The organism is Pseudomonas sp. ANT_H4 (genome assembly GCF_008369295.1).
Taxonomy (GTDB): domain Bacteria; phylum Pseudomonadota; class Gammaproteobacteria; order Pseudomonadales; family Pseudomonadaceae; genus Aquipseudomonas.
In genome coordinates this window covers 48,341-72,383 of record NZ_VOBG01000006.1, presented here as the reverse complement: position 1 = coordinate 72,383, position 24,043 = coordinate 48,341, and the positions used below count along the sequence as shown (strand labels likewise).

Sequence of the window (24,043 nt, the reverse complement as noted above, 5' to 3'; positions counted from 1 at the left end):
CGATTTATTTAAAACTGGAGTTGGCCGGCAGGTTTGGAGTTGAGGCGTGCGGCTAAACCACCCGTCCATCCCACCCGACCGTCACGTGGCGCGGCAACTCACTTCGATGCTGCAACAACCAGGCATCCAGGGTATGCCCCACATGGGTCAATACCCCCAGTTGCGCACCCACTTCATCAACGCACTGCAACGCCAGCGTCAGATCATTGTGATTACGCGGCGCCAGGGGTTGCGGCGGCATGGAGCAGTCGAGCACCAGCACATCCAGGGGCGCACGCTGTAGCCAGGCGCTAGTGGCGGGTGGCAAGCCAACAGTGTCGGTCAGATAGGCGATGCGGCGGCCTTCCCCTTCAAGCAGATAACCAAGGGTCGGTTTGGAGTGTTGCAGCGGCAACGCGGTGACGGTCAGCTCACCAAACTGGCGGGCTTCAAATTCGGCAAACGGCTGGCTGAAATCGAGGATGCCGGGGTGTTTGTAGAGATCGGACAGGCCTTGCGAATCCATCGGCCCATGCACCGGAATCACCAGCCCGTGGCCCCAGCGCAGATGCAGCAGGCCTTGGGCGTGATCGGCATGGTAATGCGTCTGGAAAATCCCGTTGAAGCTGCGTGGCGGGAAGCGTTCGGTGAGGTCGGGCAAACCGCTGTCGATCAGCCAACGCTGGTCACCGCATTCGATCAGCGCGCTGCACGGCCGGCGACGCAGGCTTTCATCGCTGCCGGCAAGACCGCAGGCGGCGCATTCGCAGCCATAAACCGGGACTTGGCGGGCGTCGCCGGTGCCCAGCAGGGTCAGGCGCATGCGGGCTGTCCGTCGAGGCAGCCCAGCAGGCGCTCGACCGTGTGGTCCAACTGGCCGGAATTATCGAGCAGGAACACCCCCGGTGCAGCGATCAAGCCCTCACTGAATCGGGTATTACGCGCCAGCCGCTCGTCAATGTCGGCCAGGGATTCGCGCCCCCGCGCCAGCAAACGCTGGCGCAATACCGCTTGATCAACCGTCAGCAACACCACCAGCAGCGTCGGATAACGTAGCCGGGTTTGCGCCAGATGAGCACGAGAGCCGTTGACCAGCACGTCCTCCCCCGCCGTCAGCCAATCGTCGATCTCCCGTGGGATGCCGTAAGACAAACCGTTGGCGTGCCAACTGAGGGCAAACGCGCCCTCGGCTTCAAGGGCAGTGAACTGTTCAGGGCTGACGCCTTGGGCGGCTTCACCCACGGCTTCTGCCGAGCGGGTGATGACGCGGCGCACGATGCGGCAGCCGCGTTCGGCCAACCGCGTTCGCGCGGCATCCAGCAGGCTGTCCTTGCCCGAACCCGATGGTCCGATGAGATAGATCAACCTGCCTGCCATCAAAACACCCTCTTCGCTTGTCGCCAGACTTGTTGGACCACTGGCAGCCCGTCTTGCGTCCTGGCTTGCACCAGGTCTGCCCGCAGGCCAATGGCAATTTCGCCGCGATCGCTCAAGCCTGCCGCTCGTGCAGGCGCCAGGCTGATCATCTTGACCGCCTGGGGCAGATCGCAGTCGTTGTCCAGCGCGGCCAGTGCAAAGGCCGCTTGCAGCAGACTGGCCGGGTAGTAGTCACTGGAAAGTATATCCAGCAATCCCTCGGCGGCCAGGCCAGCGGCGGCCACATTACCCGAGTGGGAACCGCCGCGCACAATGTTCGGTGCGCCCATCAGCACCTTCATGCCCACTTGCTGGCAGCCACGGGCCGCTTCGAGGGTGGTGGGGAATTCAGCGATGGTCATGCCGTAGCGTGCCGATTCCTCGACATGGGCCAGCGTGGCGTCGTCATGGCTGGCCACCGACAGGCCGCGAGCCAGGCAATGCTCGACGATGGCGGCGCGGTAGCGGTCGCTGTACTCCCGTGAGTTGGCCATTTGCAGGATGATGAAGGCGTCCATCGTCTCGTCGTTCAAATGGTACTTGCCCATGTAGTACTCACGGTACTTGGATTGCAGCACGAACTGGCGCTGGCCCGGCGAGTGGTCCATCACCGACACCAGTTGCACCAGCGGGTTTTCCACCAGGTCGCGGAACACACTCAACGTATCGGGATGGCACAGCTCGCAGCGCAGGTGCAGCCGGTGTTCGGCGCGGGTCAGGCCGGCGCTTTCAGCCGAGGCAATGGCGTCGAGCATCGCCGGCAGTTTCTGCATGCGGTTGCCCTTGGGATTGACGTCGCCGATGGACACCGCGTCGAATACCGTGGTGATGCCGGCGGCGATGATCTGCGCGTCGTGGCTGAGCACCGCCGAGGTGGATGGCCAGTCCACGCCGGGACGCGGGGTCATGTGTTTTTCCAGGTTATCGGTGTGCAATTCCACCAGCCCCGGCAACAGGAAATCGCCATTCAAATCCTGGGCCTGAGGCAACTGGCTGCGGCCTTCGGCGATGTCGACAATCACCCCGTCACGCAGCACCAGGGAGCCGAGGAACACCCGGTCAGCGCTGACCAAGCGAGCATTGCTGAGGATCTGTTCAGCGAGCATGGGCGTATTCCTCTTCGGCGACGGCGGTGGGGGTCATATCTAAATGACGGTCGGCCACTGCTTCACGGGCGGCGCGGTCATGGAAGATGCCGATCAGCGCAGCGCCGCCAGCCTTGGCTTCATTCATCAGTTCCAGCACCACCTGGCGATTGCTGTCGTCCAGGGACGCGGTGGGTTCGTCCAGCAGCATCACTGGCCACTCCACCATGAAGCCGCGAGCTATGTTGACCCGCTGCTGCTCGCCACCGGAGAAGGTGCCTGGTGCCAGCTGCCACAGGCGCTCGGGGATGTTCAGGCGAGTGAGCAATAACTCGGCACGCGAGCGCGCCAACGACGTGGACCAGCCACGGGCCAGGGCTGGCTCCATCACCACATCCAGGCACGCCACCCGAGGGATCACCCGCAAGAACTGGCTGACGTAGCCGAGGGTCTGCTGGCGCACCTGGAGAATGTCCCGAGGTGCGGCGCCCACCAGCTCCAGCCACGCACCGGCATGCTGCACACGGATGCTGCCGCCAGCCGGCAGGTAGTTGCCGTACAAGGTGCGCAGCAAGGTGCTTTTACCGGCGCCGGACTGGCCGTGCAGCACCAGGCATTCGCCACTCTTTACGCTGAAATTCACCCCGCGCAGCACGTTGAGGACCACGCCGTTTTGCTGGTGCAAAGTGAAGGTTTTCGAGAGGTCACGGACCTCGATCAAGGCGTTCATCATGGCTGCAGTACCGAAGACACCAGCAGTTGAGAGTAAGGGTGCTGCGGATCATCAAGGATCTGGTCCGTCAGCCCGGTTTCCACCACCCGTGAGCGGCGCATCACCATCAAGCGGTCGGCCAGCAGACGCGCCACCGCCAGGTCGTGGGTGACAATCACCACCGCCAGGTCCAGCTCGCGCACCAGGCCACGCAGCAGGTCGAGCAAGCGCGCCTGCACAGAAACGTCGAGGCCGCCGGTGGGTTCGTCCATAAACACCAGGCGCGGGCTCGAAACGAGGTTGCGGGCGATTTGCAGGCGTTGTTGCATACCGCCGGAGAATGTCCGGGGCAAGTCGTCGATGCGCAGCGGGTCGATTTCAACCTGGCTCAGCCAGTCGAGGCCGGCGCCCCGCAGTTGCTGGTAATTGCGCACGCCTTGTGCCATCAGGCGCTCGCCGATGTTGGCGCCAGCCGAGACGCCCATGCGCAGGCCGTCCCGTGGATTTTGTTCGACGAAGCCCCATTCGGTACGCAGCAAAGTACGCCGCTCAGCTTCACTGGCGCTGTACAAGTCGAGCCATTCGCCGCCCTTGCCGCGGCTCTCTTTTAAGCGATAGGCAATGCTCCCGGCCTGCGGCGGCAAGCGCCCGCTGAGCAGCGAGAGCAAGGTGGATTTCCCCGAGCCGGACTCGCCGACAATCCCCAGCACTTCGCCGGGATACAGGTCGAAGCTCACGCCCTGGCAGCCCTTTTGCGGGCCATACAGCAGCGACAAATCGCGCACTTGCAACAGGGGTTCGACAGGTTGTGGTTTCATCATGGGTTGATTCATTGGTTGCTCTCCTTGACCCGTTGGGCGCAGTACCAGGTGTCGGAACAGACAAAACTCTGGGTACCGGCGTCGTCGAGAATCAGCTCATCGAGGAAGGAATCGCGGCTGGCGCAAATGGCGCAGCACTGCTCCCACTTCTGCACCTCAAACGGGTGATCCTCAAAGTCGAGGCTGGTGACTTGGGTGTACGGCGGCACCGCGTACAAACGCTTTTCCCGACCTGCGCCAAACAGCATCAGCGCCGGGCTCATGTCGAGTTTCGGGTTGTCGAATTTGGGGATCGGAGACGGGTCCATCACGTAGCGTTCGTCGACCATCACCGGGTAGGCGTAGCTGGTGGCGATATGGCCGAAGGTGGCGATGTCCTCGTAGAGTTTTACGTGCATCACCCCGTAATCGTTGAGGGCGTGCATGGTGCGGGTCTCGGTTTCCGAGGGTTCGATAAAGCGCAGCGGCTCCGGAATCGGCACCTGATAAACCATGATCTGATCGGCCTGCAACGGGGTTTCCGGGATGCGGTGGCGGGTCTGGATCACCGTCGCGTCCGGCGTGCTTTCGGTGGTGGCGACGCCAGCGGTGCGGGCGAAGAAGCGGCGAATGGAGACCGCGTTGGTGGTGTCATCGGCGCCTTGGTCGATGACCTTAAGCACGTCGTCAGCACCCAAAATCGCGGCGGTCAATTGCATGCCGCCGGTGCCCCAGCCATAAGGTAACGGCATCTCGCGCCCGCCGAATGGCACCTGGTAACCGGGGATCGCCACGGCCTTGAGCAAGGCGCGGCGGATCATGCGTTTGGTCTGTTCGTCGAGGTAGGCGAAGTTGTACGCCGGGTCACGCGCGGGTGTCTGGGTCAGGTCATTCATGGCGGGTGCCCTCGGCCGGTTGGCGCAGTTTGCGGATCAGCTCCAGCTCGGACTGGAAGTCCACGTAGTGAGGCAATTTGAGGTGCGAGACAAAACCTGCGGCCTCGACGTTGTCGCAGTGGGCCAGCACAAACTCTTCGCGCTGCGCCGGTGAGACGATTTCTTCGTTGAACTCCTCGGCCCGCAACGAGCGGTCCACCAGCGCCATGCCCATGGCCTTGCGCTCGGCGTGACCGAAAGCCAAACCGTAGCCGCGGGTGAACTGCGCCAGCTCCGTGGCCGAGCCAACGAACTGATTGACCATCTCGCACTCGGTCACTTCGATGCTGCCCAGGCAGATGGCGAAACCCAGCTCTTCGGGCTCGATCCACACCTCCACGTCGCCGATGCGAATTTCCCCGGCAAACGGGTGATTACGGCCGTAACCGCGTTGGGTCGAGTAACCCAGGGCCAGCAGAAAACCTTCGTCGCCACGGGCCAGGGCCTGCAGGCGTTGGGCCCGATTGGCCGGGTACTCCAGCGGGTCGCGGGTGATGTCGGCGACGGTGCCTTCGTTGTCGGACTCGTTTTTGATCAGGCCTTCTTTCACCAACAATCCCAGCACTCGCGGGCAAGGTTCCAGGCTCGCGCCAGGAGTGGTCTGCGGCCCCGGATACTCACCTTCGGCCAGCAATGCGAAGTCCAGCAGGCGATGGGTGTAGTCAAACGTCGGACCCAATAATTGACCGCCGGGCACATCCTTGAACGTCGCCGACAAGCGCCGACTGAGTTGCATCGCCGAGGTATCAATCGCCAGGCTCGGGCTGAAGCGTGGCAACGTGGTGCGGTAGGCCCGCAGCAGGAAGATCGCTTCCACCAGATCCCCCGCCGCTTGCTTGATCGCCAGCGCGGCCAGTTCTTCGTCGTACAGTGAGCCTTCGCTCATCACCCGAGCCACGGCCAGGGGCAGTTGCTGGCGGATCTGCTCGACGCCAAGTTCGGTAATAGTGGTATCGCCCCGGCGTTTTTTCGCCAGCAGGCGGTGGGCATTGTCGATGGCCTGTTCGCCACCTTTGACGGCTACGTACATCAGGCAAGCTCCTCTACGATTCGGGTGCTGCGGGGCAGGCCGATCAGGTGGTGACCGGCGGCGAACAGCACGTCCAGGCCACGGGGGAAGGCCTCGCGACGCTGGCGTTCCAGCCAGAAGCCGTGGGGCAGCGGCAGGCTGACCCGGCGCTGGCTCTTGATCCCCGGACCGCGCCAATTCAGCGGGCGACCGGCCTCCAGTTCGGGCAACTGGACCAGCAGCGTGCAGGACTGGTCGGGGTAGCGATCATTACCGTGATCAAAACCGCTCAGGTCCAGCAGCTCCTGGGCATCGAGCAAGGCAAACGATGCTTCTTCCCGGCGCGCAGTCAGCGGGCAACCGCAATGGAACGCCAGGTTGGCGCGAATCAGCGGCGTGTCGAAGGACGGCGCCAGCCACAGCGGCGTGTCCACATCCAATAAAGCCAGGCACAAGGCGTAAGTAGCGGGCGCCAGGCCGTCGAGGCTCGGTGCGGTGGATAAGGCCTGGATCATGCCCGGTTCGGCCAGGGCCTTGAGCGCCCCACGAAAACCCTGCTGGGCATCCAACACAGGATCAACAAACGCCGGTTGCAACAGTTGGGCATTCATCAGCTTTCTCCTCGGACCAGGGTGAAGAACTCCACCTTGGTGGCAGCGGTTTCTGCCTCTTTCTGCGCCCGACGTGTGGCCTGGGCATTGGCTAAAGAGGTGATCAATTCACTGAGCCAAAGGCTCGGCTGCGCACCCTGCAAATGCGCGTCGGCCAGGGCCGCCAACTCGGCGTGGAGCTTGTCGCGCCCCGCCAGATAGCTGTAGCCGGTACGGCCATCGGCCAGGCGCACCACGCAGCGGGTCACGCTCATTTCGCCGACGTTGAATGGCGCGCCATTGCCACCCATGCGGCCACGCACCAGGGTCATGCCGACTTCGGGAGCGCGGATCAGTTGGTAGTCCACATCACGCAAGGCGTCTTCGTGAGGTTGCAGTTCACAGAGGCGCGCGCGGGCGAGCACGCCGATCCAGTATTGTCGCTTGGACGGGTTCATCTGGGTCTCCATCAGGTCACTACCTGGTACTGGAAGCGATCCGAACGGCTGGTGGACTGCGCAAGCTCCACCGGGTGGCCGTCGCGATCGCGGGAAAGGGTGAACACACTCAGCGCGGGTAAATGCCGAGGCATCATCAGCAGCGCGGCTTCGTCGCGGCTGGGCAAACGGGCACCGATCAGACTCAGGGTGCGGGTCAGCGGCAGGTCGCGTTCACGCAAGTAATGGCGCAGGGAGCCGCCGACGTAGTCCGCCAGCAGCGGTGCGCGGCTGGCGCAGTAGCGATGGCGGATCAGGCTGACGGGCTGGTGATCGAGCTTGCGCAGGGTTTGCAACTCGATCATCGGCGCCATCTCGGCGATGCCCAGATGCTCGGCTTCTTCGCGGCTGGCGAAGCAATAGCGACGCTTGAGCAGCACCGCTTCCACGCCCAAGCCTTGGGCCGACAGTGACTGGCTGTAAGCGGTGTCGGCGCCCATCGGGTAAATCAGCGGCCGCTCCAGCACCTGGGTGCCTTTGCCTTGGCGGCGCAACAGGCTGCCTTCGAACACCAGTTCATCAATGGCGCGGCGCAGGGTGTGACGGTTGACGCCGAAGCGTTCGGCCAACTGCACCTCGGCGGGCAGGAAGTCGCCGGCCAGGTAGTCACTCAGCTCGCGGCGCAGGATGTCTGCGAGTTCGCGGTACACCGGTTCATCTTGTCTAGACAACTGCATGGTTAAAAAAAGCGCCCAAGGGCACCCCTCCGGAGTCAGATGAACCGCTTGCGCAGGCGTTGGGAAAGGACGTCGATCATGCTCACCACCACGATGATCACCAGCAGCACCGCGCAGGTCTGCACGAACTGGAAGGCGCGGATATTTTCCCAGAGGATCACGCCGATCCCGCCAGCACCGACCATCCCCACCACCGTCGCCGAGCGCACGTTGGCTTCAAAGCGGTAGAGCGCGTAGGACACCCACAGCGGCATCACTTGCGGGATCACGCCGTAGATCACCTCTTGCAAGGCACTGGCACCGGTAGCCCGAACGCCTTCCACCGGACCTGGGTCGATGGCTTCGACGGCTTCGGCAAACAGCTTGGCGAGAACGCCGGTGGTGCTGATCCACAAGGCCAGAACACCGGCAAAAGGACCGAGGCCGACCGCCACCACGAACAACATGGCGAAGACCATTTCATTGATCGAGCGGAAGGCGTCCATCACCCGGCGCAGCGGCTGGTGAATCCACCATGGCGTGATGTTGTCGGCGCAGAGAATGCCCAGCGGCACCGAGCAGACAATCGCCAGCACCGTGCCCCAGAGGGCAATTTGCACGGTGACAATCATCTCCTTGAGGTAGGAGCGCCATTCATGGAAGTCCGGCGGAAAGAAGTCGGAGGCGAAGGTCGCCATGTTTCCGGAATCGCGGTACAGCGCCAGCGGGTTCATTTCGGCGCCGCGCCAGGCCCAGGCCAGCACGATCAGGAACAAGCCCCAACCGAGGTACTGGGGCCAGGTGCGCTTGCCGACAGCTTCAGCGTGCAGAGTGGTCATGGGTCTCTCTCAGAAGGAGGCGCGGCGTTTTTTTTTGCGCCGCGCCAGGGGATCAGCCGTTGGCTGCGGTCTTCTTGTCCAACTCGGTAATGCGCTGCTGCAACTTGGCAAGGTCGGCGTCGATATCGGCGAGTTTCTTGGCCTTGTCGGCGGCTTCCAGCTTGGTATCGGCGGTGATGGTGGTGCGTTGTTTGAACAGTTCCAGCTGGCGGATCGGCAACAGTTGGTCATCGCTGGAGGCAAGAAACTTGCCCAGTTGCATATTCTTCAGCACGACCTTCTCTTCATCGGTGTCGCCGTAGTTGAAGATGAAGTCGCGGATCTTGGTTCTCTCGCTGTCGGTCAACGCCTTGCTCCACACCAGCGGGTCGGCAGGGATCAGCGGCGACTTCCAGATCACCTTGAGCAGCGCGGCCTTGTCCGGCTGGGTTGCTTCCAGGCGGCCCCAGCTCTCGGTGTTGAAGGTGGCAACGTCCAACTGCCCCTTGGCAACGCTCAAGGCGTTGACCTCATGGCTGGAGTTGAGGGTGCGTTTGAAGGCAGTAGCGGCGTCGACGTGGTTCTTGGCGAACACGTAGTAGCCCGGCACCAGATAGCCCGAGGTGGAGTTCGGATCACCGTTGCCGAAGGTCAGGTTCTTCGCATTCTTGAGCATGTCTTCCACAGAGTTGATCGGGCTGTCCTTGCGCACGATCAGCACACTCCAGTAACCGGCGGCACCGTCGGCGGCGGCGGTCTGGGCGAAGATCTCGCCGTTGGAGCGGTCCACCGCTTCCATGGCGGCCTTGTTGCCCAGCCAGGCGACGTCGACCTTGTTGAAGCGCATGCCCTGGATCAGGCCGGCGTAGTCGGAGGCGAAGGTGGCGTTGATGGTCAGGCCGGTCTTCTTGTGCATGTCATCCAGAAACGGCTGCCAGATGCTCTTGAGGTTTTGCGAAGACTCAGTGGACATGATGCCGAAGTTGATGGCTTTGTCGGCCGCCTGGGCATTGCCCATCGCGACACTTGCCAACAAGACGGCGGACAGAAACACGTGGCCGATGCGGTTCAACATGGAAGGGATTCCTGTGGGTCGTGGATGGGCTTTCAAGCGCGCGCCAGCGCCAGCCGAGGCGTGATCTCGGTGCGGCGGGACTGGTCGGAAAACATCAGGCTGGTGTCGACGTCGGCACCGTACAAATCATTGAGGAACTGGCTGCTCATCTGCGAGGCTTGCCCATCGAAATGAACCCGCCCGCCCTTGAGCGCCACGGCTCGCGGGCAATAACGCATGGCGTAATCGACTTGATGCAGGGTCACCACTACGGTCTTGCCGTCGCGGCGGTTGATATCGGCGAGAATCTCCATGACCTTACGCGCTGACTCCGGGTCGAGAGAGGCGATGGGTTCGTCGGCGAGGATCACTTCGGCACGCTGGGTCAATGCACGGGCAATCGCCACACGCTGCTGCTGGCCGCCGGACAGGGTGGAGGCGCGCTGAGCGGCCAGGTCGGCCAGGCCGACGCGGGCCAGGGATTCCATGGCGAACTGTTTTTCCTCGGCATTGAACAAGCCGAGGTTGCCTCGCCAGCGCGGCATGCGGCCCAGGCAACCGAGCAGCACGTTGTCCAGCACGCTCAGGCGGTTGACCAGGTTGAACTGCTGGAAGATATAGCCGATATCAGCCCGCAACCGCCGCACCTTGCCATTCAATCGCCCGCTGGCCTGCACTTCCCGGCCCAGCACCTTGATGCTGCCGCCGTTGCTCTTGTCGCAACAGGCCAGGCCCGCGAGGTGGCGCAACAACGTGGACTTGCCGGAACCGGAAGCGCCAATCAGCGCGACCATCTCACCGGATGCGATGGTGAGTTCGAGGTCGACCAATGCGGACTTCTTCGCAAAGGTCTTGTTCAGATGATCGACATGGATAGCTGTAGTCATGGGCTTCTCTGTCTGGTTGAACAGCCATCCGTGGCTGTATTTGAGTTCAAACGACAGTAAGCGCGGGGTGTGTCAGGCCTATGACTTGCACATGACGGGGGTGAAACGGTTTGGTTAAGGTTTGATGAAAGGTTGGGATGGGGAGCCAGGAACGTGTGGCGAGGGATTTGCCCATCATCAGGTTGCACTCCAGCCAGTAATGAAAAAGGCGACCCGAAGGTCGCCTTTTTTCATTGTGCGTATTGCTTGCTCAACCCCGGCGGCACGCCGTGGATATCGGTCTCTTCCCAAGGCCCGTTCGGGCTGATAGAGCGGCTCCAGCCGTTGCTCCAGCGGTAGTAGGTGCGCTGGCGGTAGAACGTATCTGACTGCTCTTCCAGCACATATACCTGCATCTTCCCGTCCCAATGGCTCGCAGCCCCAGGCGGCGGCGCGAAGGTCGCGGACGTGCTCGGCGGCGCCTTGGGCGGTGCAATTACTGGCCCGGAAGGTTTGGTACCAGATTTAGTGCCCGGCTGGGTCGACGGCCCCGACGGCGGGATGGTCGGGCCGGTAGGCGCGGGAGGCCGATGAACCGCGCAAGCGCTCAACCCCAGAACCAGGCTGAGCAGGGTGATACGAGCGATGGCGGTCATGGGCGTTTCCTCGAAATTACTTATCCGGACTGTCGATGGTCAACTGCTGCGTCGCCGTGGTGCTGCTGGCCAAGGGTTGGCTGCGGCCGATCCACTCGCCGGCAGTCGGTTGACCGGCCCGGGAGATGCGCGCAACCAGTTGGACTTCGGGAAAGTTGGACAGTTTCAACTGCGGCATCATCGCGTCGGCGTCGCCCAGTTCGACGGTGATCGGCAGGTCGGCCACGGTGACACGCTTGGCGGCCAATGGCGCAGGCGGGCCTTTGACGGCGCGGGCGAAGATGAACACGCTGTCGCCCGGCAAGGCCTTGGCCTTCACATCAGCAGATAGATCGACGCGAACCTTGAGCACCGCGCCAACCTTGACCGGTGCCACGGCCCCGCCGCCCTCTTTCAACTTCTGCGCCGCGCGATCAATCCCACCTTGCAGCGCCGCACGGGAGTTGTCTTGCGGTGGCAGTTGGGCCAGCAGGCGGTTCCAGTAATCCATCGCCTCCTGATAACGCTGGCCTTCAAAGGCGGCGATACCGAGCAGGCCGAGGCTGGTGACTTCCTTCGGATCCAGCTTCAACGCTTCATCGGTCAAGGCCTGAATCTTGGGCGACCATTGTTTGTTGTCGGCAAAGTACTGCGCCTGAGCCCATTGCCCCAGCAATTCCGGCTGACGGCCCGCCAATGCGACGGTACGTTCGAAGACTTTCGCGGCATCTGCCGAACGGTCCTGGGCCATGTAGGCGCGGCCGAGGAAGTACAAGCCTTCCGGCGAATCCGGCTGCGCTTCGGCAGCCCGCTCCAGGCGCTGGATCATGTCTTCCATGGACACCGGTGGCTGGGAAAATTCGCGGGTCAGTTCCACCTTGTCGCTGGCGCCGTAATGCAAGTACAGCGCAACGCCCAACACCGGCACGAGAAAAGCGGCCAACAACGGCAACGGCTTGCCCAGACGCGATTCCCGAGGCTTTTCCACGCCCTCGGTATCCGCCAGCAACTCACGGGCAGCTTCAGCGCGACCGGTATCCAGTTGCGCCGCATTGAGCACACCTTCGTCCTGCTGAGTTTGCAGTTCCGCTACGCGTTCCTGATAGAGCGCCACGTTCAGCGCAGTACGGTCCTCTTCACGCTGGGCACGGCGGCCGCGCAAAACCGGGATCAACAGGAAGCTCAAGGCAACCAAAAGCAACAGACCTGCTGCGAGCCAGAAATCAATCATCAGTTTTTTTGTCCAGCAGTTGGTCGAGGCGTTGACGCTCATCGACGGAAAGCGTGTCCGACCCTTTGGCCGGGGCGGCGCGACGGCGGCGGATGATCACGGCAATGATCACCAGCCCGCCCAGCAACAGCCCGGCAGGGCCGAACCAGAGCAGCGCGGTCTTGCCGGTGAGGGCCGGCCTGTAACGCACGAACTCACCGTAGCGGTCGACCATGAAGTCGATGATCTGCTGATTGTCCTTGCCCTCGCCGAGCATGCGGAAGATCTCTTTGCGCAGGTCGGCAGCGATTGGCGCGTTGGAGTCGGCGATGTCCTGGTTCTGGCACTTGGGGCAGCGCAGTTCCTTGGTCAGTTCGCGAAAGCGCTCGCGGTCGCCGTCCTTGGCAAATTCGTAGGTATCGATGGCTGCGTGGGCCACGCCGGCCATGCTCAAGCCCAATACAGCAGCGGCTAACCAACGCTTCATGGCTTAGCCTCATCCACCAGCGCCTGGTATTTGGCGGCCAGTTGTTCGCGCCAGACCACTTCGTCGATCACGCCGACGAACTTGTCACGGATCACGCCCTTGGCGTCGATGAAGAAGGTTTCCGGGGCACCGTAGACGCCGAGGTTCAAGCCGAGATTGCCATCTTCGTCGCGTATATCCATCTGGTACGGATTGTGGAACTCTGCCAACCACTTCAGGGCCGCCGCGTTGTCATCCTTGTAGTTGACGCCGTAGATCACCACGCCCTGCTCGGCCAGTTTGTTCAGCACCGGGTGCTCGACACGACAGGAAATGCACCAGGTGGCCCAGACATTGACCAGCGCCGGCTTGCCGACCAGGTCGGCCTGGGTCAGGGTTTTGTCGCCCTGCACCGTAGGCAACGAGAACACCGGGAACGGCTTGCCGATCATCGCCGAAGGCAACTCGGTCGGGTCCAGATACAGCCCGCGATACAGGAACACCGCCACCAGCAGGAACACTGCCAGCGGCAACACCATCAACCAACGCTTCATACTGCTGCTCCCTGCATACCAAGAGCTTCACGCACCTGGCTCTTGACCTTGACTCGGTAACGCCGGTCCATCGCTGCCAGCAAGCCACCGATCCCGGTGAGCAGGGCGCCGAACCAGATCCAGCGCACGAACGGTTTGACGTGGACCCGCACGGCCCAGGCGCCATCGCCCAACGGCTCGCCCAGGGCGACGTAGAGGTCACGGGTGAATCCGACGTCGATCCCTGCCTCGGTCATCACCGAATTTTGCACGGTGTACAAGCGTTTTTCCGGGTGCAGTACCGAAATTTCCTTGCCGTTGCGAATGACGCGCACGGTGCCCTTATCGGAGGTGAAGTTTGGCCCTTCGAAGTGCTTGGCACCCTCGAAGACAAACTGGTAACCGCCCAGGTCCATGGATTCGCCCGGCGCCAGGCGCAGGTCGCGCTCGGCACTGTTCTGGCTGGACAACACCACGCCCAGGGCGCAAACGGCGATGCCAATGTGCGCGACCTGCATGCCCCAGTAGCTGCGGGTCAAGCTTGGCAAGCCTTTGATCAGGCCTTTGTGGCGGGTCTTGTCGAAAATGTCGCGTACGCCGGCCAGCAATACCCAGGCGGCGAGCATGAAGGTCGCCAGTACCGCCCAGTTGAAGTCGCCGTAGGCAATCCCGGCCACCACTGCCAGCGCGGCGCTGCCCAGCAGCACCGGGGTCAACATGCCCACCAGCCATTTCACTGGGGTGTCTTTCCAGCGCACCAGCATGCCGACCGCCATCACCACCATCAGCAGGCCCATCAACGGGATGAACAACGCGTTGAAGTACGGCGGGCCGACGGACAGCTTGGCGCCGGTCAGGGCGTCGAGCACCAGCGGGTACAGGGTGCCCAGCAGGATCATCGATGCTGCTACCACCAGCACCAGGTTGTTGCCTAGCAATAGGGTTTCCCGCGACCAGAGGTTGAAGCCAACGTGGCTCTTGACCACCGGCGCGCGCAGGGCAAACAGGGTCAATGAGCCGCCGACCACGAACAGCAGGAAGATCAAGATGAACACGCCGCGCTCGGGATCGGATGCGAAAGCGTGGACGGAGGTCAGCACACCGGAACGCACCAGGAAAGTCCCCAGCAAGCTCAGGGAGAACGCGGCAATGGCCAGCAACACGGTCCAGCTCTTGAATACGCCACGTTTTTCAGTGACGGCCAACGAGTGAATCAGCGCCGTGCCCACCAGCCAGGGCATGAAGGACGCGTTTTCCACCGGGTCCCAGAACCACCAGCCGCCCCAGCCGAGTTCGTAGTAGGCCCACCAGGAGCCCAGCGTAATGCCGATGCCGAGGAAGGCCCAGGCGACGATGGTCCATGGCCGCGACCAGCGCGCCCAGGCTGCATCGAGACGCCCGCCCAAGAGTGCGGCAATGGCGAAGGCGAAGGCCACAGAGAAACCGACATAACCCATGTAGAGCATCGGCGGATGGACGATCAGGCCGATGTCTTGCAACAGCGGGTTGAGGTCGTTCCCGTTCGTCGGAATTTGCGGCAGGAGTCGCGTGAACGGGTTAGAGGTCATGATCAAAAACAGCAGGAAGCCGATGCTGATCATGCCCATCACCGCCAGCACCCGGGCCAGCATCACTTGGGGCAACTGCCGGGAGAATATCGACACGGCAAAGGTCCAGCCGCCGAGGATCAGTGCCCACAGCAGCAGAGAGCCTTCGTGGGCACCCCACACAGCGCTGAACTTGTAGTACCAGGGCAAGGCGGTGTTGGAGTTACTGGCGACGTAGGCGACAGAAAAGTCGTCAGTCATGAACGCGTAGGTCAGGCAGCCAAAGGCAAAGGCGAGAAAGGCGAACTGGCCCCAGGCGGCTGGCTGGGCCAGGCTCATCCACAGACGATCACCGCGCCAGGCGCCCAGCAACGGGACGATGGCCTGAACCACGGCGAAGCACAGGGCGAGGATCATCGCCAGTTGGCCCAGCTCTGGAATATAAAGTGCTGACGTCATCGCTTAGCCCTCCTTGGCAGGGGTTGGGGCCGATTGACCGCTGTCTTTCAACGCTTTGGTCACTTCCGGCGGCATGTACTTTTCATCGTGCTTGGCCAGCACTTCATCGGCCACCACCACGCCGTCGGCGTTGAGCTTGCCCAGGGCAACGATGCCCTGGCCTTCGCGGAACAGGTCCGGGAGGATGCCGCGGTAGGTGATGGTTACAGACTTATTGAAGTCGGTGACCACGAACTGGACGTCCAGGGAGTCGCCAGTACGTTTCAGGGAGCCGGCCTCGACCATGCCACCGGCGCGGATGCGGGTGTCCTGCGGCGCTTCGCCGTTGGCAATCTGGGTCGGGGTGTAGAACAGATTGATATTCTGCTGCAAGGCACTCAGGGCCAGGCCGACGGCAGCGCCGACGCCTACCAGAATGGCAAGGATGATCAAAAGACGCTTTCTACGCAGCGGTTTCACTTATCGGTCTCCCGGCGCAGACGACGCGCCTCTTGTTGCAGGTAACGCTTGCGGGCCAGGATCGGCGCGACGACGTTGAGGGCCAGAACCGCCAGGCAGATGCCATAGGCCGTCCAGACATACAGGCCGTGATGGCCCATGGCGAGAAATTCACTGAAAGAGGCGAAACTCATCCACGGGCTCCCAGGCTATTTTGTACATGGGCCTTGACCCAACTGGCGCGGGGTTCACGCTTGAGCACTTCCAGGCGCATGCGCATCAGCAGCACGGCGCCGAAAAAGCAGTAGAAACCCAGCAGCATCAGCAGCAAAGGTGCCCACATTTCCACAGGCATCGCCGGCTTTTCGGTAAGGGTGAAGGTAGCGCCCTGGTGCAGGGTGTTCCACCACTCCACCGAATACTTGATGATCGGGATATTGATCACGCCAACAATCGCCAGCACCGCGCAGGCCTTGGCGGCGCTGTCACGATTGCTGATGGCGTTGCCCAGCGCAATAAGACCGAAGTACAGAAACAGCAGGATCAGCATGGACGTTAGTCGAGCATCCCACACCCACCACGAGCCCCAGGTCGGTTTGCCCCAGATCGCTCCGGTGACTAGCGCCACGGCGGTCATCCAGGCGCCGATGGGCGCAGCGCATTGCAGGGCGACGTCGGCCAGTTTCATCTTCCACACCAGGCCGACAATACCGCACACCGCTAGCATCACATAGCAGGACTGGGCCAGCATCGCGGCAGGAACATGAATGTAGATGATGCGAAAGCTGTTGCCTTGCTGGTAGTCCGGCGGCGCGAAGGCCAGGCCCCAGACCAGGCCGGTGCCAATGAGCAAAACGGCGGCGACGCTGAGCCATGGCAGCATTTTGCCACTGATGCCATAGAACCACTTGGGCGAGCCGAGCTTGTGAAACCAGATCCAGTTCATTGCTGTGTCCATCACGGTTGCTTCAAGGCAGTGCAAGAAGCCAAGGGTCTTTACTGGCTAAATATTAGCCAGACCTCATTATTCGCCGACGCTTATTTTCAGGCCGGCGGCTATAGCAAAAGGTGTCAGGGTTACCGCCAGGGCGGTCAGGCTACCAAGCCACAAGAGGTAACCGGTTGCCGGCATGCCCATGAGCGCAGCTTGCAAAGCACCGCTGCCCAGGATCAACACCGGGATATACAAAGGTAAAATCAGCAGGGCCAGCAGCAGGCCTCCCCGTTTCAGGCCGACGGTCAATGCCGCACCGACGGCTCCCAAAAGACTCAATACCGGCGTGCCAAGCAACAATGACATGAGCAACACCGGCAGGCACTCGGCGGGCAATCCCAGCATCATCGCCAGCAGTGGCGCGAGCAAAACCAACGCCAGGCCGGAAAACGCCCAGTGTGCCAGTACCTTGGCCAGAACCAGAAGAGGCAGGGGGTGCGACGAAAGGACCCACTGTTCTAGGGAACCATCCTCGAAATCACTGCGAAACAGCCCGTCCAGCGAGAGCAGGACGGACAAAAGGGCTGCTACCCAGACCAGTCCCGGAGACAAGGTTTGCAACAGTTTAGTCTCGGGTCCGACCGCCAACGGGAACAAGGCAATGACAATCGCGAAAAACACCAGCGGGTTGGCCAGTTCTGCCGGGCGGCGACACAACAGCCGCGCTTCACGGGCGACCAACAGGGCGAAGACCCTCATACCGACCACCGTCCCAGGTCCAGGTCACGGTAACCAGACGGCATCCGCGTCAGCGTATGGTGGGTGGTCAGGATCACCATGCCGCCCAATTCACAGTGGTTGGCCAGGTGTTCTTCCAGTTGCGCCACGCCCTGTTTATCGAGGGCAGTGAAGGGTTCGTCGAGAATCCACAGCAGCGGGCCGTCCAGATACAGGCGGGCCAGGGCCACGCGGCGCTGCTGGCCGGCGGACAGGGTATGACAGGGAACATCTTCAAAACCCTTCAGGCCAACAGCGGCCAGGGCCTGCCAGATCGACTCGCGGGTTGCCGGGTGATGCAGGGCGCTGAGCCAACTGAGGTTTTCCTCGGGCGTCAGCACGTCCTTGATCCCGGCAGCATGGCCAATCCACAACAGATTGCGGGCCAGCTCTGTACGTTGCTCGGCCAAGGGTTTGCCGTTGAGCCGCACTTCGCCCGCCGTTGGCGCCATCAACCCGGCCAACAGGCGCAACAGGCTGGTCTTGCCGCTGCCGTTGGGTCCGCTGATCTGCACCATGTCGCCGGCCGCCAGACGCAGTTCGAGGTGTTCGAAGAGCATCCGCAGGTCGCGTTCACAAGCGAGCGCTACGGCTTCTAGAAGAGGGCTGGTCAAGAGATCGCGGGCCTTTACGGTTCAAGTCGGCAATGGATCGGCCGTTATAGAGATGCAGAGTAAATGCATTGGCCGCCTGTTTTAGAGAGTTGGATCAATCAGTTGTGATGTTTTTGACACTCTCTTTGAAGACGGGCGGCATTATACATGCGATGCCCTACTCTAAAGAGGGCAATTTCCTTGAGACGGCGCGTGCGATGACCGGTGACATCAACCTTCCAACGCTTCCTCCAGCGGCCCCGGCCGGGCCTCGCCCTGCCCCGGCGGTCGGTGAGTTGCTGAAACTGCTGGAGCCCCAGGCCGGGCTGATAGATGCCGGGAAAACTGTGAACGCCGAGGTCCTGGCCCTCAAGCAAGGTGGCGAAGCCTTTCAGCTGTTGCTCAAGTTGACCCTGGAAGGCGGCCGACAAACCCTAGTGCAGGCCAACAGCACCCAACCGCTGCCGCTGGGCAGCAATGTGGCAGTGAGCCAGACCTCATCGGGCGACCTGGCCATCAGCCTGCAACAGGCCCTCAGCGCCAACGTCGCCGCCCTCACCCGCATCGACACCAACCAATTGCCAGTAGGCACACTGCTGCAAGCCAAGGTGCTGACCAGCCAGGCCTTGCCCCAGGGTGCCGGGCAGCCTGCGCTCTTTCGTTCGCTGATCTCGGTGCTCAACAATGCCCTGAGCGGCGCGACCCTGACCCTCGAAAGCCCGCAGCCGCTACGGGTTGGCAGTCTGCTCAGCGCCGTGATCCAGGATGCTCAGACCTTGAGTTTCGTGCCCCTGAGCAATCGCCGGGATCAACTGGCCGTCAGCCAACAACTCGCCACCCAGCAGAGCCGCCAGGGCTCCCTGGAGGGCGTGCTCAAGGCCCTGCAAAACCTGCCCCGCAGCGACGACACGCCGGTGGAGCTGCGCGCTGCCGTGGAGCGTTTACTGGCCGGGTTGCCGGACTTGGCGCAAGTCAGCAATCCCAAGGCCTTGGCTCAGTTGCTACAGAACAGCGGCGTGTTTCTGGAAGCCAAATTACTGGCGGGACAAAATCCACAGGTGCCGCCCCTCGACATGAAAGGCAGCCTGCTGCGGCTGGTGGCAGAGTTGATGCCCGCCCTGCCCGCCAGCACCAGCCTCAATGCGATCCTGGCGGCCAACACGCTGGCCCAAATGCTGCCCAGCTTCGTACGCAGCCCGCTGGGCACCCTCGGCCAGGTTGGTGCGAAGCCCTCCCCCGGCGGCTTTCCCTTGCCTGAACGGTTGATGCAACGCCTGGAGGGCGAAGGCAGCCTGGAAAACCTGCTGCGCCTGGCCGCCGGCGCCATCTCCCGCTTGCAGAGCCATCAACTGTCGAGCCTGGAACAAACCGGCACCACCGCCGATGGGCGGCTGCAAACCACCTGGCAACTGGAAATCCCCATGCGCACCTTGCAAGACATCGTGCCCTTGCAGGTCAAGTTCCAGCGTGAAGAACCGGCGCCAGACAAAGAACAGCCCGAACGCAAGATCGAACGGGACGCGAAAAAGATGCTCTGGCGCGTGGAACTGGCCTTTGACATGGAGCCCTTGGGCCCGTTGCAGGTCCAGGCGCAACTGACCCAGGGCAAACTCTCCAGCCAGCTCTGGGCCACCCGCCCCTTCACCGCCAGCCTGATCGAAAGCCACTTGGGCAGCCTGCGCGAGCGCCTGGTGTCATCTGGGCTCAACGTCGGCGACCTCGACTGCCACCTCGGTACCCCGCCCCGTGGCCCGAAAACCGGGCTTGAGCAACGTTGGGTGGATGAAACCGCATGAAAAACCCCACCCCGCCGCGCCAGGCCATCGCCCTCAAATACGACGGCAAAGCCGCGCCAACCCTGACCGCCAAGGGCGACGACGCCCTCGCCGAAGCCATCCTCAGGTTGGCGCGAGAAAATGAAGTACCGATTTATGAAAATGCCGAACTGGTCAAATTGCTGGCGCGGATGGAGTTGGGCGACAGCATCCCCGAGGAGTTGTACCGCACCATCGCTGAGATCATTGCGTTTGCCTGGACGTTGAAGGGCAAGTTCCCGGTGGGGTACGACCCGGATGCGAGGCCGGTAGAGCGGGATGTGACGGAGCGCGGGGACGATTATTGAGGTTGCGCAGGTATACGGGGCCGTCTGCATATCTACTTATCATGACGGAAAAACGTCCCGTAACAGTTGTCGAGCCCCAGCGAGGCTACGTAAGCCGCACCACAGCCATCAGATCAGACCCCAACACCGAGTCGCCCCCAACGCAGCCTCGTTTTACTCGACAGCTGCTACGAAGGAAATATCTACACAAATCACCGTAGCAGTTGTCGAGCTTTAGCGAGGCTACGTAGGCCGCACAATAAGCAGTCTGAGCAGGCCTCAAAAAAAACCGCTGCCTTCGTCAGGTCAGCGGTTTTTTTTGGGCCAGGATACGTCAGCTCTTGTGCAACTTACTCATCAACTGTGCCTCAGCCTGGGTCAAGCCGCAGGACTGGGTCAGCTCATCGACCGTAGCGCCCATGCCCACCAACTTCGCCGCTTGGGCAAAAGACAGGTTCGACGGATCGCGCTGTTCAAGCGCAGCCAGTTTGTCCGGCAATGGCGCCAGCACTGAACGCAACTCGTGCACGTCCTCCCCGACGCGCACAGCGCTTTGCTGGTAGTTGTCGACTCGCTTGGCCAGTTCACGCATGCGCTGGTCGCGCACAGCATCGCGCTCGGCCTGTTGCAGGGTCAATTCGCGTTGCTGGCGCATGTAGCGCAGCAAAATAACCAGTGTCCCGACCCACAGCAGGGCCAGGACGATCACCGCTACCTCAAGGATCAATCAGATGTTCTCCAGATCCGACCATTCTTCTTCGCTCATCATCTTGTCCAGCTCAACCAGAATCAGCAGTTCGCCGTTCTTGTTGCACACGCCCTGGATGAACTTGGCAGATTCTTCGTTACCGACGTTCGGCGCAGTTTCCACTTCCGATTGACGCAGGTAAACCACCTCAGCGACGCTGTCGACCATGATCCCGACCACTTGCTTGTCGGCTTCGATGATGACGATACGGGTGTTGTCGTTGACTTCGGTCGGGACCAAGCCGAAGCGCTGGCGGGTGTCGATGACCGTCACCACGTTGCCGCGCAGGTTGATGATGCCCAGCACGTAGCTTGGCGCGCCCGGCACCGGAGCGATTTCAGTGTAGCGCAGCACTTCCTGCACGCGCATCACGTTGATGCCGTAGGACTCGTTGTCCAGTTTGAAGGTAACCCATTGCAGGATCGGATCATCCAAACCCTGTGCGGACGCTGACTTGTTCATACCCTGACCCCTTCAAGAACCGTTGATAACGGTGTGTGTTCGTAGGCAGCACAACGGTGCTGCACTTTTTTATTCAAGTACGTTTGTTGCCCGGCATAGCTTTAACCGCGCCGCTGGCAATCAGCTCCGCCAGTTCGGCGACATCCAGCAACGCGCACATGTGTTCGATCACGGTGCCCGCCAGCCACGGCCGCTGGCCACGGTGGCTGCGCCATTTGATTTCGTTGGGGTCCAGACGCAGCGAGCGGCTGACTTGATGCACCGCCAGCCCCCACTCGTAGCCCTGGACCGAGATCACGTATTGCAGGCCCTGGCGAAAATCATCGCGATACCGGTCAGGCATGACCCAGCGCGCGGTGTCCAGCACCTTCAGGTTGCCTGCCTGGCTCGGCAAAATGCCGAGGAACCATTCCGGCTGACCGAATAGCGGTGTCAGCTCCTGGCCTTCCAGCGAGTAAATCGAACCCAGGCACACCAACGGCACCGCCAGGGTCAAGCCAGCCACGTCAAACAGCAGGCATTCGAACGGCTCGGCAGCCCAGGCTGGCCGGCCATCGCCCTCCACTGGCGGCGGGGTGATGCTCGGTGGCAGGTGAACATCAGCCACCGGTGTCACCACAACAGACGGCACCAGTGCCAAAGGCGCAGGCACCTCCTTGACAGGTTTCGTCACTGGATCCGGAACCGGAACAACCAGGGCATCACGGGCCTGCTCTTCCAATACGGCCAGTTGAAACTCATCCAGGGCGGTTTCCGGCTCAACGCTTGGCAGCTCGACGACTTCGTCCAACACCAGGATCGGCTCAGGCAGTTCATCCTCGGTCGCATCCTGCAACAACGCGTCCAGATAGGACTGCAAAGCCAGCTGCGGCCGGGTCTTGAGGTCGACAGGACGATTCATTTGTATGCCCACGCGCAAGCCCCGTTAACCCTATATTTAGAGGTTATCGGCACAATAGCCCGCAGACTTGAATTCACGGTCATCTCACGCCACCTGCGCAACAAGCTGCTGCGACAGCAAGTGCTTGAGCAATGCCCGATATGCCAGCACGCCACGGCTTTTACCGTCGAACTGCGAAGGTACAAGCCCGGCACGGCTGGCATCGCGCAACCGGGTGTCCACCGGGATATAGCCTTGCCAGATGGTCTCTGGATAGGCATCGCGTAAAACGCGCAAGGTGCCGAGGGACGCCTGGGTGCGACGGTCAAACAACGTCGGGACGATGCTGTAGGGCAGCGCCTGTTTGCGCGAACGGTTGATCATCGCCAGGGTGCTGACCATCCGCTCCAGGCCTTTGACTGCCAGGTGCTCGGTCTGTACCGGAATCACCAGTTGCTGGCTCGCCGCCAGGGCGTTGACCATCAGCACGCCAAGCAACGGCGGGCTGTCGATAATGGCGTAGTCGAAGTCTTGCCACAGTTGCGCCAGGGTCTTGGCGATGACCAGGCCCAGGCCGCTCTGCCCCGGCGACTGGCGCTCAAGAGTGGCCAGGGCGGTGCTGGACGGCAACAGGGAAACCTTGTCATGACTGGTGGGCAGCAGCAATTGTCCCGGCAAGCCGGTGGGTACGCTGCCCTTGTGCAGGAACAGGTCGTAGCAGCTGTGCTCCAGGGCGTCAGGATCGTAGCCGAAATAGCTGGTCATCGAGCCATGGGGGTCCAGGTCGATCACGACCACACGCTTGCCCGCCTCGGCCAGCAAGCCGGCTAAGGCGATGGAGGTGGTGGTCTTGCCGACTCCACCCTTTTGATTGGCAACTGCCCAGACTCTCATTCGGATTGTTCCTCCCGGCAGGCACAGGCTCTACCGAGAAATAGCATGGGGTTATAGAGCCGGTGACGGAGAATTGACGGCACTCTCTCGACCCGGCGGCTTTACTGGCGTCGGTGCAGTTTGTGTGCCAGCCCGCTTCAATGCGGCATCCGGTCGCGCATTGGCGGTCCCGGTGCCGGTCAAGCTGCGGCGCACATCCAGGTTGCGCGACACCACCAACACCACCCGGCGGTTGCGCGCGCGACCTTCGGCAGTGGCGTTATTGGCCACTGGCTGGAACTCGCCATAACCCACCGACGCCAGGCGCCCAGGGTTTACACCCTGCATCGCCATCATGCGCACGATACTCGCCGAGCGGGCCGAGGACAGTTCCCAGTTGGTCGGGTACTGCGCCGTGCTGATGGGCAAGTTATCGGTAAAACCTTCGACGTGGATCGGGTTATCGAAAGGTTTCAAAATCGTCGCCACCTTGTCGATGATGGTGAAGGCCATATCGCTGGGCATGGCGTCGGCGCTGGCGAACAGCAGGCTGGAGTTGAGCTCGATCTCAACCCACAATTCGTTGCCACGAATAGTCATCTGGTTGGAGCTGATCAGGTCGCCAAAGGCAGCGCTGATGTCATCGGCGATGCTTTTGAGCGGATCGCTACCGCCACTGACGCCGGCGTCGGTTTCATCGCTGTCCTTGACCAGGGGCTTGGCCGGGGTCACGGTTTTCGGGCGTTCGTCACCAATGGGGATGGGCTTGAGGGCACGGTCCGAGTCGCTGAACACACCCACCAGCGCTTCGGAGATAACTTTGTACTTGCCTTCGTTGATCGACGAGATGGAGTACATCACCACGAAAAAGGCGAACAGCAAGGTGATGAAGTCGGCGTAGGACACCAGCCAGCGTTCATGGTTGACGTGTTCTTCAGGCTCGCGGCGACGACGACTCACAACACATACC

At 61.9% G+C, this 24,043-nt stretch carries 30 protein-coding genes; 2 read left to right on the top strand and 28 right to left on the bottom strand.

Annotated elements, in window-relative coordinates:
* Nucleotides 1-52: 52 nt before the first annotated feature.
* The 23 genes from phnP to ccmA all read right to left on the bottom strand — a co-directional run bounded on the left by phnP (nucleotide 53) and on the right by ccmA (nucleotide 18,030).
* A complete protein-coding gene (gene phnP, locus FQ182_RS09620) occupies nucleotides 53-802 on the bottom strand; it encodes a phosphonate metabolism protein PhnP (protein WP_149411426.1) in 750 nt (249 codons plus the stop codon).
* Nucleotides 793-1,356, bottom strand: coding sequence for a phosphonate metabolism protein/1,5-bisphosphokinase (PRPP-forming) PhnN (gene phnN, locus FQ182_RS09615; RefSeq protein ID WP_149411425.1), 564 nt, complete (start codon nucleotides 1,354-1,356; stop codon nucleotides 793-795). The genes phnP and phnN overlap by 10 nt, the downstream gene beginning before the upstream one ends.
* On the bottom strand, nucleotides 1,356-2,501 hold the full coding sequence (locus FQ182_RS09610) for an alpha-D-ribose 1-methylphosphonate 5-triphosphate diphosphatase (protein WP_149411424.1): 1,146 nt from the start codon (nucleotides 2,499-2,501) through the stop codon (nucleotides 1,356-1,358). The genes phnN and FQ182_RS09610 overlap by 1 nt, the downstream gene beginning before the upstream one ends.
* The gene (gene phnL, locus FQ182_RS09605) at nucleotides 2,491-3,210 is read right to left on the bottom strand and encodes a phosphonate C-P lyase system protein PhnL (protein WP_149411600.1); all 720 of its coding nucleotides are present in this window, start codon (nucleotides 3,208-3,210) and stop codon (nucleotides 2,491-2,493) included. Before phnL ends, FQ182_RS09610 begins: the two co-directional genes overlap by 11 nt.
* A complete protein-coding gene (phnK, locus tag FQ182_RS09600) occupies nucleotides 3,210-4,025 on the bottom strand; it encodes a phosphonate C-P lyase system protein PhnK (RefSeq protein ID WP_149411423.1) in 816 nt (271 codons plus the stop codon). Before phnK ends, phnL begins: the two co-directional genes overlap by 1 nt.
* Nucleotides 4,022-4,888 carry an alpha-D-ribose 1-methylphosphonate 5-phosphate C-P-lyase PhnJ gene (locus tag FQ182_RS09595; RefSeq protein ID WP_149411422.1) on the bottom strand — a complete coding sequence of 289 codons (867 nt, stop codon included), beginning with the start codon at nucleotides 4,886-4,888 and terminating at the stop codon, nucleotides 4,022-4,024. The genes phnK and FQ182_RS09595 overlap by 4 nt, the downstream gene beginning before the upstream one ends.
* A complete protein-coding gene (locus FQ182_RS09590; RefSeq protein ID WP_149411421.1) occupies nucleotides 4,881-5,957 on the bottom strand; it encodes a carbon-phosphorus lyase complex subunit PhnI in 1,077 nt (358 codons plus the stop codon). The genes FQ182_RS09595 and FQ182_RS09590 overlap by 8 nt, the downstream gene beginning before the upstream one ends.
* On the bottom strand, nucleotides 5,957-6,547 hold the full coding sequence (phnH, locus tag FQ182_RS09585; protein ID WP_149411420.1) for a phosphonate C-P lyase system protein PhnH: 591 nt from the start codon (nucleotides 6,545-6,547) through the stop codon (nucleotides 5,957-5,959). The genes FQ182_RS09590 and phnH overlap by 1 nt, the downstream gene beginning before the upstream one ends.
* Nucleotides 6,547-6,984, bottom strand: a complete 438-nt coding sequence (gene phnG, locus FQ182_RS09580; RefSeq protein WP_149411419.1) for a phosphonate C-P lyase system protein PhnG — start codon at nucleotides 6,982-6,984, stop codon at nucleotides 6,547-6,549. Before phnG ends, phnH begins: the two co-directional genes overlap by 1 nt.
* Nucleotides 6,985-6,995: 11 nt before the next feature.
* Nucleotides 6,996-7,700, bottom strand: coding sequence for a phosphonate metabolism transcriptional regulator PhnF (gene phnF / locus FQ182_RS09575; protein WP_178114422.1), 705 nt, complete (start codon nucleotides 7,698-7,700; stop codon nucleotides 6,996-6,998).
* A gap of 35 nt (nucleotides 7,701-7,735) precedes the next feature.
* On the bottom strand, nucleotides 7,736-8,518 hold the full coding sequence (gene phnE, locus FQ182_RS09570; protein ID WP_149411417.1) for a phosphonate ABC transporter, permease protein PhnE: 783 nt from the start codon (nucleotides 8,516-8,518) through the stop codon (nucleotides 7,736-7,738).
* A gap of 52 nt (nucleotides 8,519-8,570) precedes the next feature.
* Entirely contained in the window at nucleotides 8,571-9,572 is a 1,002-nt protein-coding gene (gene phnD, locus FQ182_RS09565; protein ID WP_149411416.1) for a phosphonate ABC transporter substrate-binding protein, read from the bottom strand.
* Nucleotides 9,573-9,604: 32 nt separating this feature from the next.
* Nucleotides 9,605-10,438 (bottom strand): phosphonate ABC transporter ATP-binding protein, encoded by an 834-nt coding sequence (gene phnC, locus FQ182_RS09560; RefSeq protein WP_149411415.1) that lies wholly within the window; start codon nucleotides 10,436-10,438, stop codon nucleotides 9,605-9,607.
* A gap of 230 nt (nucleotides 10,439-10,668) precedes the next feature.
* Nucleotides 10,669-11,073: a hypothetical protein gene (locus FQ182_RS09555; RefSeq protein ID WP_149411414.1), complete on the bottom strand. Its 405-nt coding sequence runs from the start codon at nucleotides 11,071-11,073 to the stop codon at nucleotides 10,669-10,671.
* A gap of 16 nt (nucleotides 11,074-11,089) precedes the next feature.
* Nucleotides 11,090-12,283 carry a c-type cytochrome biogenesis protein CcmI gene (gene ccmI, locus FQ182_RS09550; RefSeq protein WP_149411413.1) on the bottom strand — a complete coding sequence of 398 codons (1,194 nt, stop codon included), beginning with the start codon at nucleotides 12,281-12,283 and terminating at the stop codon, nucleotides 11,090-11,092.
* A complete protein-coding gene (locus FQ182_RS09545; RefSeq protein ID WP_149411412.1) occupies nucleotides 12,276-12,749 on the bottom strand; it encodes a cytochrome c-type biogenesis protein in 474 nt (157 codons plus the stop codon). The genes ccmI and FQ182_RS09545 overlap by 8 nt, the downstream gene beginning before the upstream one ends.
* Nucleotides 12,746-13,282, bottom strand: coding sequence for a DsbE family thiol:disulfide interchange protein (locus FQ182_RS09540; RefSeq protein WP_149411411.1), 537 nt, complete (start codon nucleotides 13,280-13,282; stop codon nucleotides 12,746-12,748). The genes FQ182_RS09545 and FQ182_RS09540 overlap by 4 nt, the downstream gene beginning before the upstream one ends.
* A complete protein-coding gene (locus FQ182_RS09535) occupies nucleotides 13,279-15,267 on the bottom strand; it encodes a heme lyase CcmF/NrfE family subunit (RefSeq protein WP_149411410.1) in 1,989 nt (662 codons plus the stop codon). Before FQ182_RS09535 ends, FQ182_RS09540 begins: the two co-directional genes overlap by 4 nt.
* Before the next feature lie 3 nt (nucleotides 15,268-15,270).
* Nucleotides 15,271-15,726: a cytochrome c maturation protein CcmE gene (gene ccmE / locus FQ182_RS09530; RefSeq protein ID WP_149411409.1), complete on the bottom strand. Its 456-nt coding sequence runs from the start codon at nucleotides 15,724-15,726 to the stop codon at nucleotides 15,271-15,273.
* On the bottom strand, nucleotides 15,723-15,899 hold the full coding sequence (ccmD, locus tag FQ182_RS09525; protein WP_133099115.1) for a heme exporter protein CcmD: 177 nt from the start codon (nucleotides 15,897-15,899) through the stop codon (nucleotides 15,723-15,725). The genes ccmE and ccmD overlap by 4 nt, the downstream gene beginning before the upstream one ends.
* Nucleotides 15,896-16,651, bottom strand: coding sequence for a heme ABC transporter permease (locus tag FQ182_RS09520; protein WP_133099116.1), 756 nt, complete (start codon nucleotides 16,649-16,651; stop codon nucleotides 15,896-15,898). Before FQ182_RS09520 ends, ccmD begins: the two co-directional genes overlap by 4 nt.
* A 78-nt stretch (nucleotides 16,652-16,729) precedes the next feature.
* A complete protein-coding gene (ccmB, locus tag FQ182_RS09515; protein ID WP_149411408.1) occupies nucleotides 16,730-17,398 on the bottom strand; it encodes a heme exporter protein CcmB in 669 nt (222 codons plus the stop codon).
* Complete coding sequence (ccmA, locus tag FQ182_RS09510; RefSeq protein WP_149411407.1) at nucleotides 17,395-18,030, bottom strand: cytochrome c biogenesis heme-transporting ATPase CcmA; 636 nt, start codon at nucleotides 18,028-18,030, stop codon at nucleotides 17,395-17,397. Before ccmA ends, ccmB begins: the two co-directional genes overlap by 4 nt.
* Before the next feature lie 197 nt (nucleotides 18,031-18,227).
* On the opposite strand from ccmA, the gene FQ182_RS09505 reads away from it, so the two are divergent.
* Together FQ182_RS09505 and FQ182_RS09500 are read left to right on the top strand one after the other, a co-directional pair.
* The gene (locus tag FQ182_RS09505) at nucleotides 18,228-19,805 is read left to right on the top strand and encodes a flagellar hook-length control protein FliK (RefSeq protein ID WP_149411406.1); all 1,578 of its coding nucleotides are present in this window, start codon (nucleotides 18,228-18,230) and stop codon (nucleotides 19,803-19,805) included.
* The gene (locus tag FQ182_RS09500; RefSeq protein WP_149411405.1) at nucleotides 19,802-20,131 is read left to right on the top strand and encodes an EscU/YscU/HrcU family type III secretion system export apparatus switch protein; all 330 of its coding nucleotides are present in this window, start codon (nucleotides 19,802-19,804) and stop codon (nucleotides 20,129-20,131) included. The genes FQ182_RS09505 and FQ182_RS09500 overlap by 4 nt, the downstream gene beginning before the upstream one ends.
* A gap of 313 nt (nucleotides 20,132-20,444) precedes the next feature.
* On the opposite strand, the gene FQ182_RS09495 is transcribed toward FQ182_RS09500, so the two are convergent.
* The 5 genes from FQ182_RS09495 to motD all read right to left on the bottom strand — a co-directional run bounded on the left by FQ182_RS09495 (nucleotide 20,445) and on the right by motD (nucleotide 24,033).
* Complete coding sequence (locus FQ182_RS09495; RefSeq protein WP_149411404.1) at nucleotides 20,445-20,837, bottom strand: DUF2802 domain-containing protein; 393 nt, start codon at nucleotides 20,835-20,837, stop codon at nucleotides 20,445-20,447.
* Nucleotides 20,838-21,320 carry a chemotaxis protein CheW gene (locus tag FQ182_RS09490; RefSeq protein WP_003236843.1) on the bottom strand — a complete coding sequence of 161 codons (483 nt, stop codon included), beginning with the start codon at nucleotides 21,318-21,320 and terminating at the stop codon, nucleotides 20,838-20,840.
* Between the two features lie 73 nt (nucleotides 21,321-21,393).
* On the bottom strand, nucleotides 21,394-22,221 hold the full coding sequence (locus FQ182_RS09485; RefSeq protein ID WP_149411403.1) for a CheW domain-containing protein: 828 nt from the start codon (nucleotides 22,219-22,221) through the stop codon (nucleotides 21,394-21,396).
* 84 nt (nucleotides 22,222-22,305) lie between these two features.
* Nucleotides 22,306-23,094, bottom strand: a complete 789-nt coding sequence (locus FQ182_RS09480) for a ParA family protein (protein ID WP_149411402.1) — start codon at nucleotides 23,092-23,094, stop codon at nucleotides 22,306-22,308.
* 51 nt (nucleotides 23,095-23,145) lie between these two features.
* Nucleotides 23,146-24,033: a flagellar motor protein MotD gene (gene motD, locus FQ182_RS09475; RefSeq protein ID WP_133099127.1), complete on the bottom strand. Its 888-nt coding sequence runs from the start codon at nucleotides 24,031-24,033 to the stop codon at nucleotides 23,146-23,148.
* Nucleotides 24,034-24,043: the final 10 nt, after the last annotated feature.

Excerpts from the sequence above, each read along its gene's own strand:
- phnP (WP_149411426.1), bottom strand. The coding sequence starts at position 802 with ATGCGCCTGACCCTGCTGGGCACCGGCGACGCCCGCCAAGTCCCGGTT.
- phnN (WP_149411425.1), bottom strand. The coding sequence starts at position 1,356 with ATGGCAGGCAGGTTGATCTATCTCATCGGACCATCGGGTTCGGGCAAG.
- FQ182_RS09610 (WP_149411424.1), bottom strand. The coding sequence starts at position 2,501 with ATGCTCGCTGAACAGATCCTCAGCAATGCTCGCTTGGTCAGCGCTGAC.
- phnL (WP_149411600.1), bottom strand. The coding sequence starts at position 3,210 with ATGAACGCCTTGATCGAGGTCCGTGACCTCTCGAAAACCTTCACTTTG.
- phnK (WP_149411423.1), bottom strand. The coding sequence starts at position 4,025 with ATGAATCAACCCATGATGAAACCACAACCTGTCGAACCCCTGTTGCAA.
- FQ182_RS09595 (WP_149411422.1), bottom strand. The coding sequence starts at position 4,888 with ATGAATGACCTGACCCAGACACCCGCGCGTGACCCGGCGTACAACTTC.
- FQ182_RS09590 (WP_149411421.1), bottom strand. The coding sequence starts at position 5,957 with ATGTACGTAGCCGTCAAAGGTGGCGAACAGGCCATCGACAATGCCCAC.
- phnH (WP_149411420.1), bottom strand. The coding sequence starts at position 6,547 with ATGAATGCCCAACTGTTGCAACCGGCGTTTGTTGATCCTGTGTTGGAT.
- phnG (WP_149411419.1), bottom strand. The coding sequence starts at position 6,984 with ATGAACCCGTCCAAGCGACAATACTGGATCGGCGTGCTCGCCCGCGCG.
- phnF (WP_178114422.1), bottom strand. The coding sequence starts at position 7,700 with ATGCAGTTGTCTAGACAAGATGAACCGGTGTACCGCGAACTCGCAGAC.
- phnE (WP_149411417.1), bottom strand. The coding sequence starts at position 8,518 with ATGACCACTCTGCACGCTGAAGCTGTCGGCAAGCGCACCTGGCCCCAG.
- phnD (WP_149411416.1), bottom strand. The coding sequence starts at position 9,572 with ATGTTGAACCGCATCGGCCACGTGTTTCTGTCCGCCGTCTTGTTGGCA.
- phnC (WP_149411415.1), bottom strand. The coding sequence starts at position 10,438 with ATGACTACAGCTATCCATGTCGATCATCTGAACAAGACCTTTGCGAAG.
- FQ182_RS09555 (WP_149411414.1), bottom strand. The coding sequence starts at position 11,073 with ATGACCGCCATCGCTCGTATCACCCTGCTCAGCCTGGTTCTGGGGTTG.
- ccmI (WP_149411413.1), bottom strand. The coding sequence starts at position 12,283 with ATGATTGATTTCTGGCTCGCAGCAGGTCTGTTGCTTTTGGTTGCCTTG.
- FQ182_RS09545 (WP_149411412.1), bottom strand. The coding sequence starts at position 12,749 with ATGAAGCGTTGGTTAGCCGCTGCTGTATTGGGCTTGAGCATGGCCGGC.
- FQ182_RS09540 (WP_149411411.1), bottom strand. The coding sequence starts at position 13,282 with ATGAAGCGTTGGTTGATGGTGTTGCCGCTGGCAGTGTTCCTGCTGGTG.
- FQ182_RS09535 (WP_149411410.1), bottom strand. The coding sequence starts at position 15,267 with ATGACGTCAGCACTTTATATTCCAGAGCTGGGCCAACTGGCGATGATC.
- ccmD (WP_133099115.1), bottom strand. The coding sequence starts at position 15,899 with ATGAGTTTCGCCTCTTTCAGTGAATTTCTCGCCATGGGCCATCACGGC.
- FQ182_RS09520 (WP_133099116.1), bottom strand. The coding sequence starts at position 16,651 with ATGAACTGGATCTGGTTTCACAAGCTCGGCTCGCCCAAGTGGTTCTAT.
- ccmB (WP_149411408.1), bottom strand. The coding sequence starts at position 17,398 with ATGAGGGTCTTCGCCCTGTTGGTCGCCCGTGAAGCGCGGCTGTTGTGT.
- FQ182_RS09505 (WP_149411406.1), top strand. The coding sequence starts at position 18,228 with ATGACCGGTGACATCAACCTTCCAACGCTTCCTCCAGCGGCCCCGGCC.
- FQ182_RS09500 (WP_149411405.1), top strand. The coding sequence starts at position 19,802 with ATGAAAAACCCCACCCCGCCGCGCCAGGCCATCGCCCTCAAATACGAC.
- FQ182_RS09490 (WP_003236843.1), bottom strand. The coding sequence starts at position 21,320 with ATGAACAAGTCAGCGTCCGCACAGGGTTTGGATGATCCGATCCTGCAA.
- FQ182_RS09485 (WP_149411403.1), bottom strand. The coding sequence starts at position 22,221 with ATGAATCGTCCTGTCGACCTCAAGACCCGGCCGCAGCTGGCTTTGCAG.
- FQ182_RS09480 (WP_149411402.1), bottom strand. The coding sequence starts at position 23,094 with ATGAGAGTCTGGGCAGTTGCCAATCAAAAGGGTGGAGTCGGCAAGACC.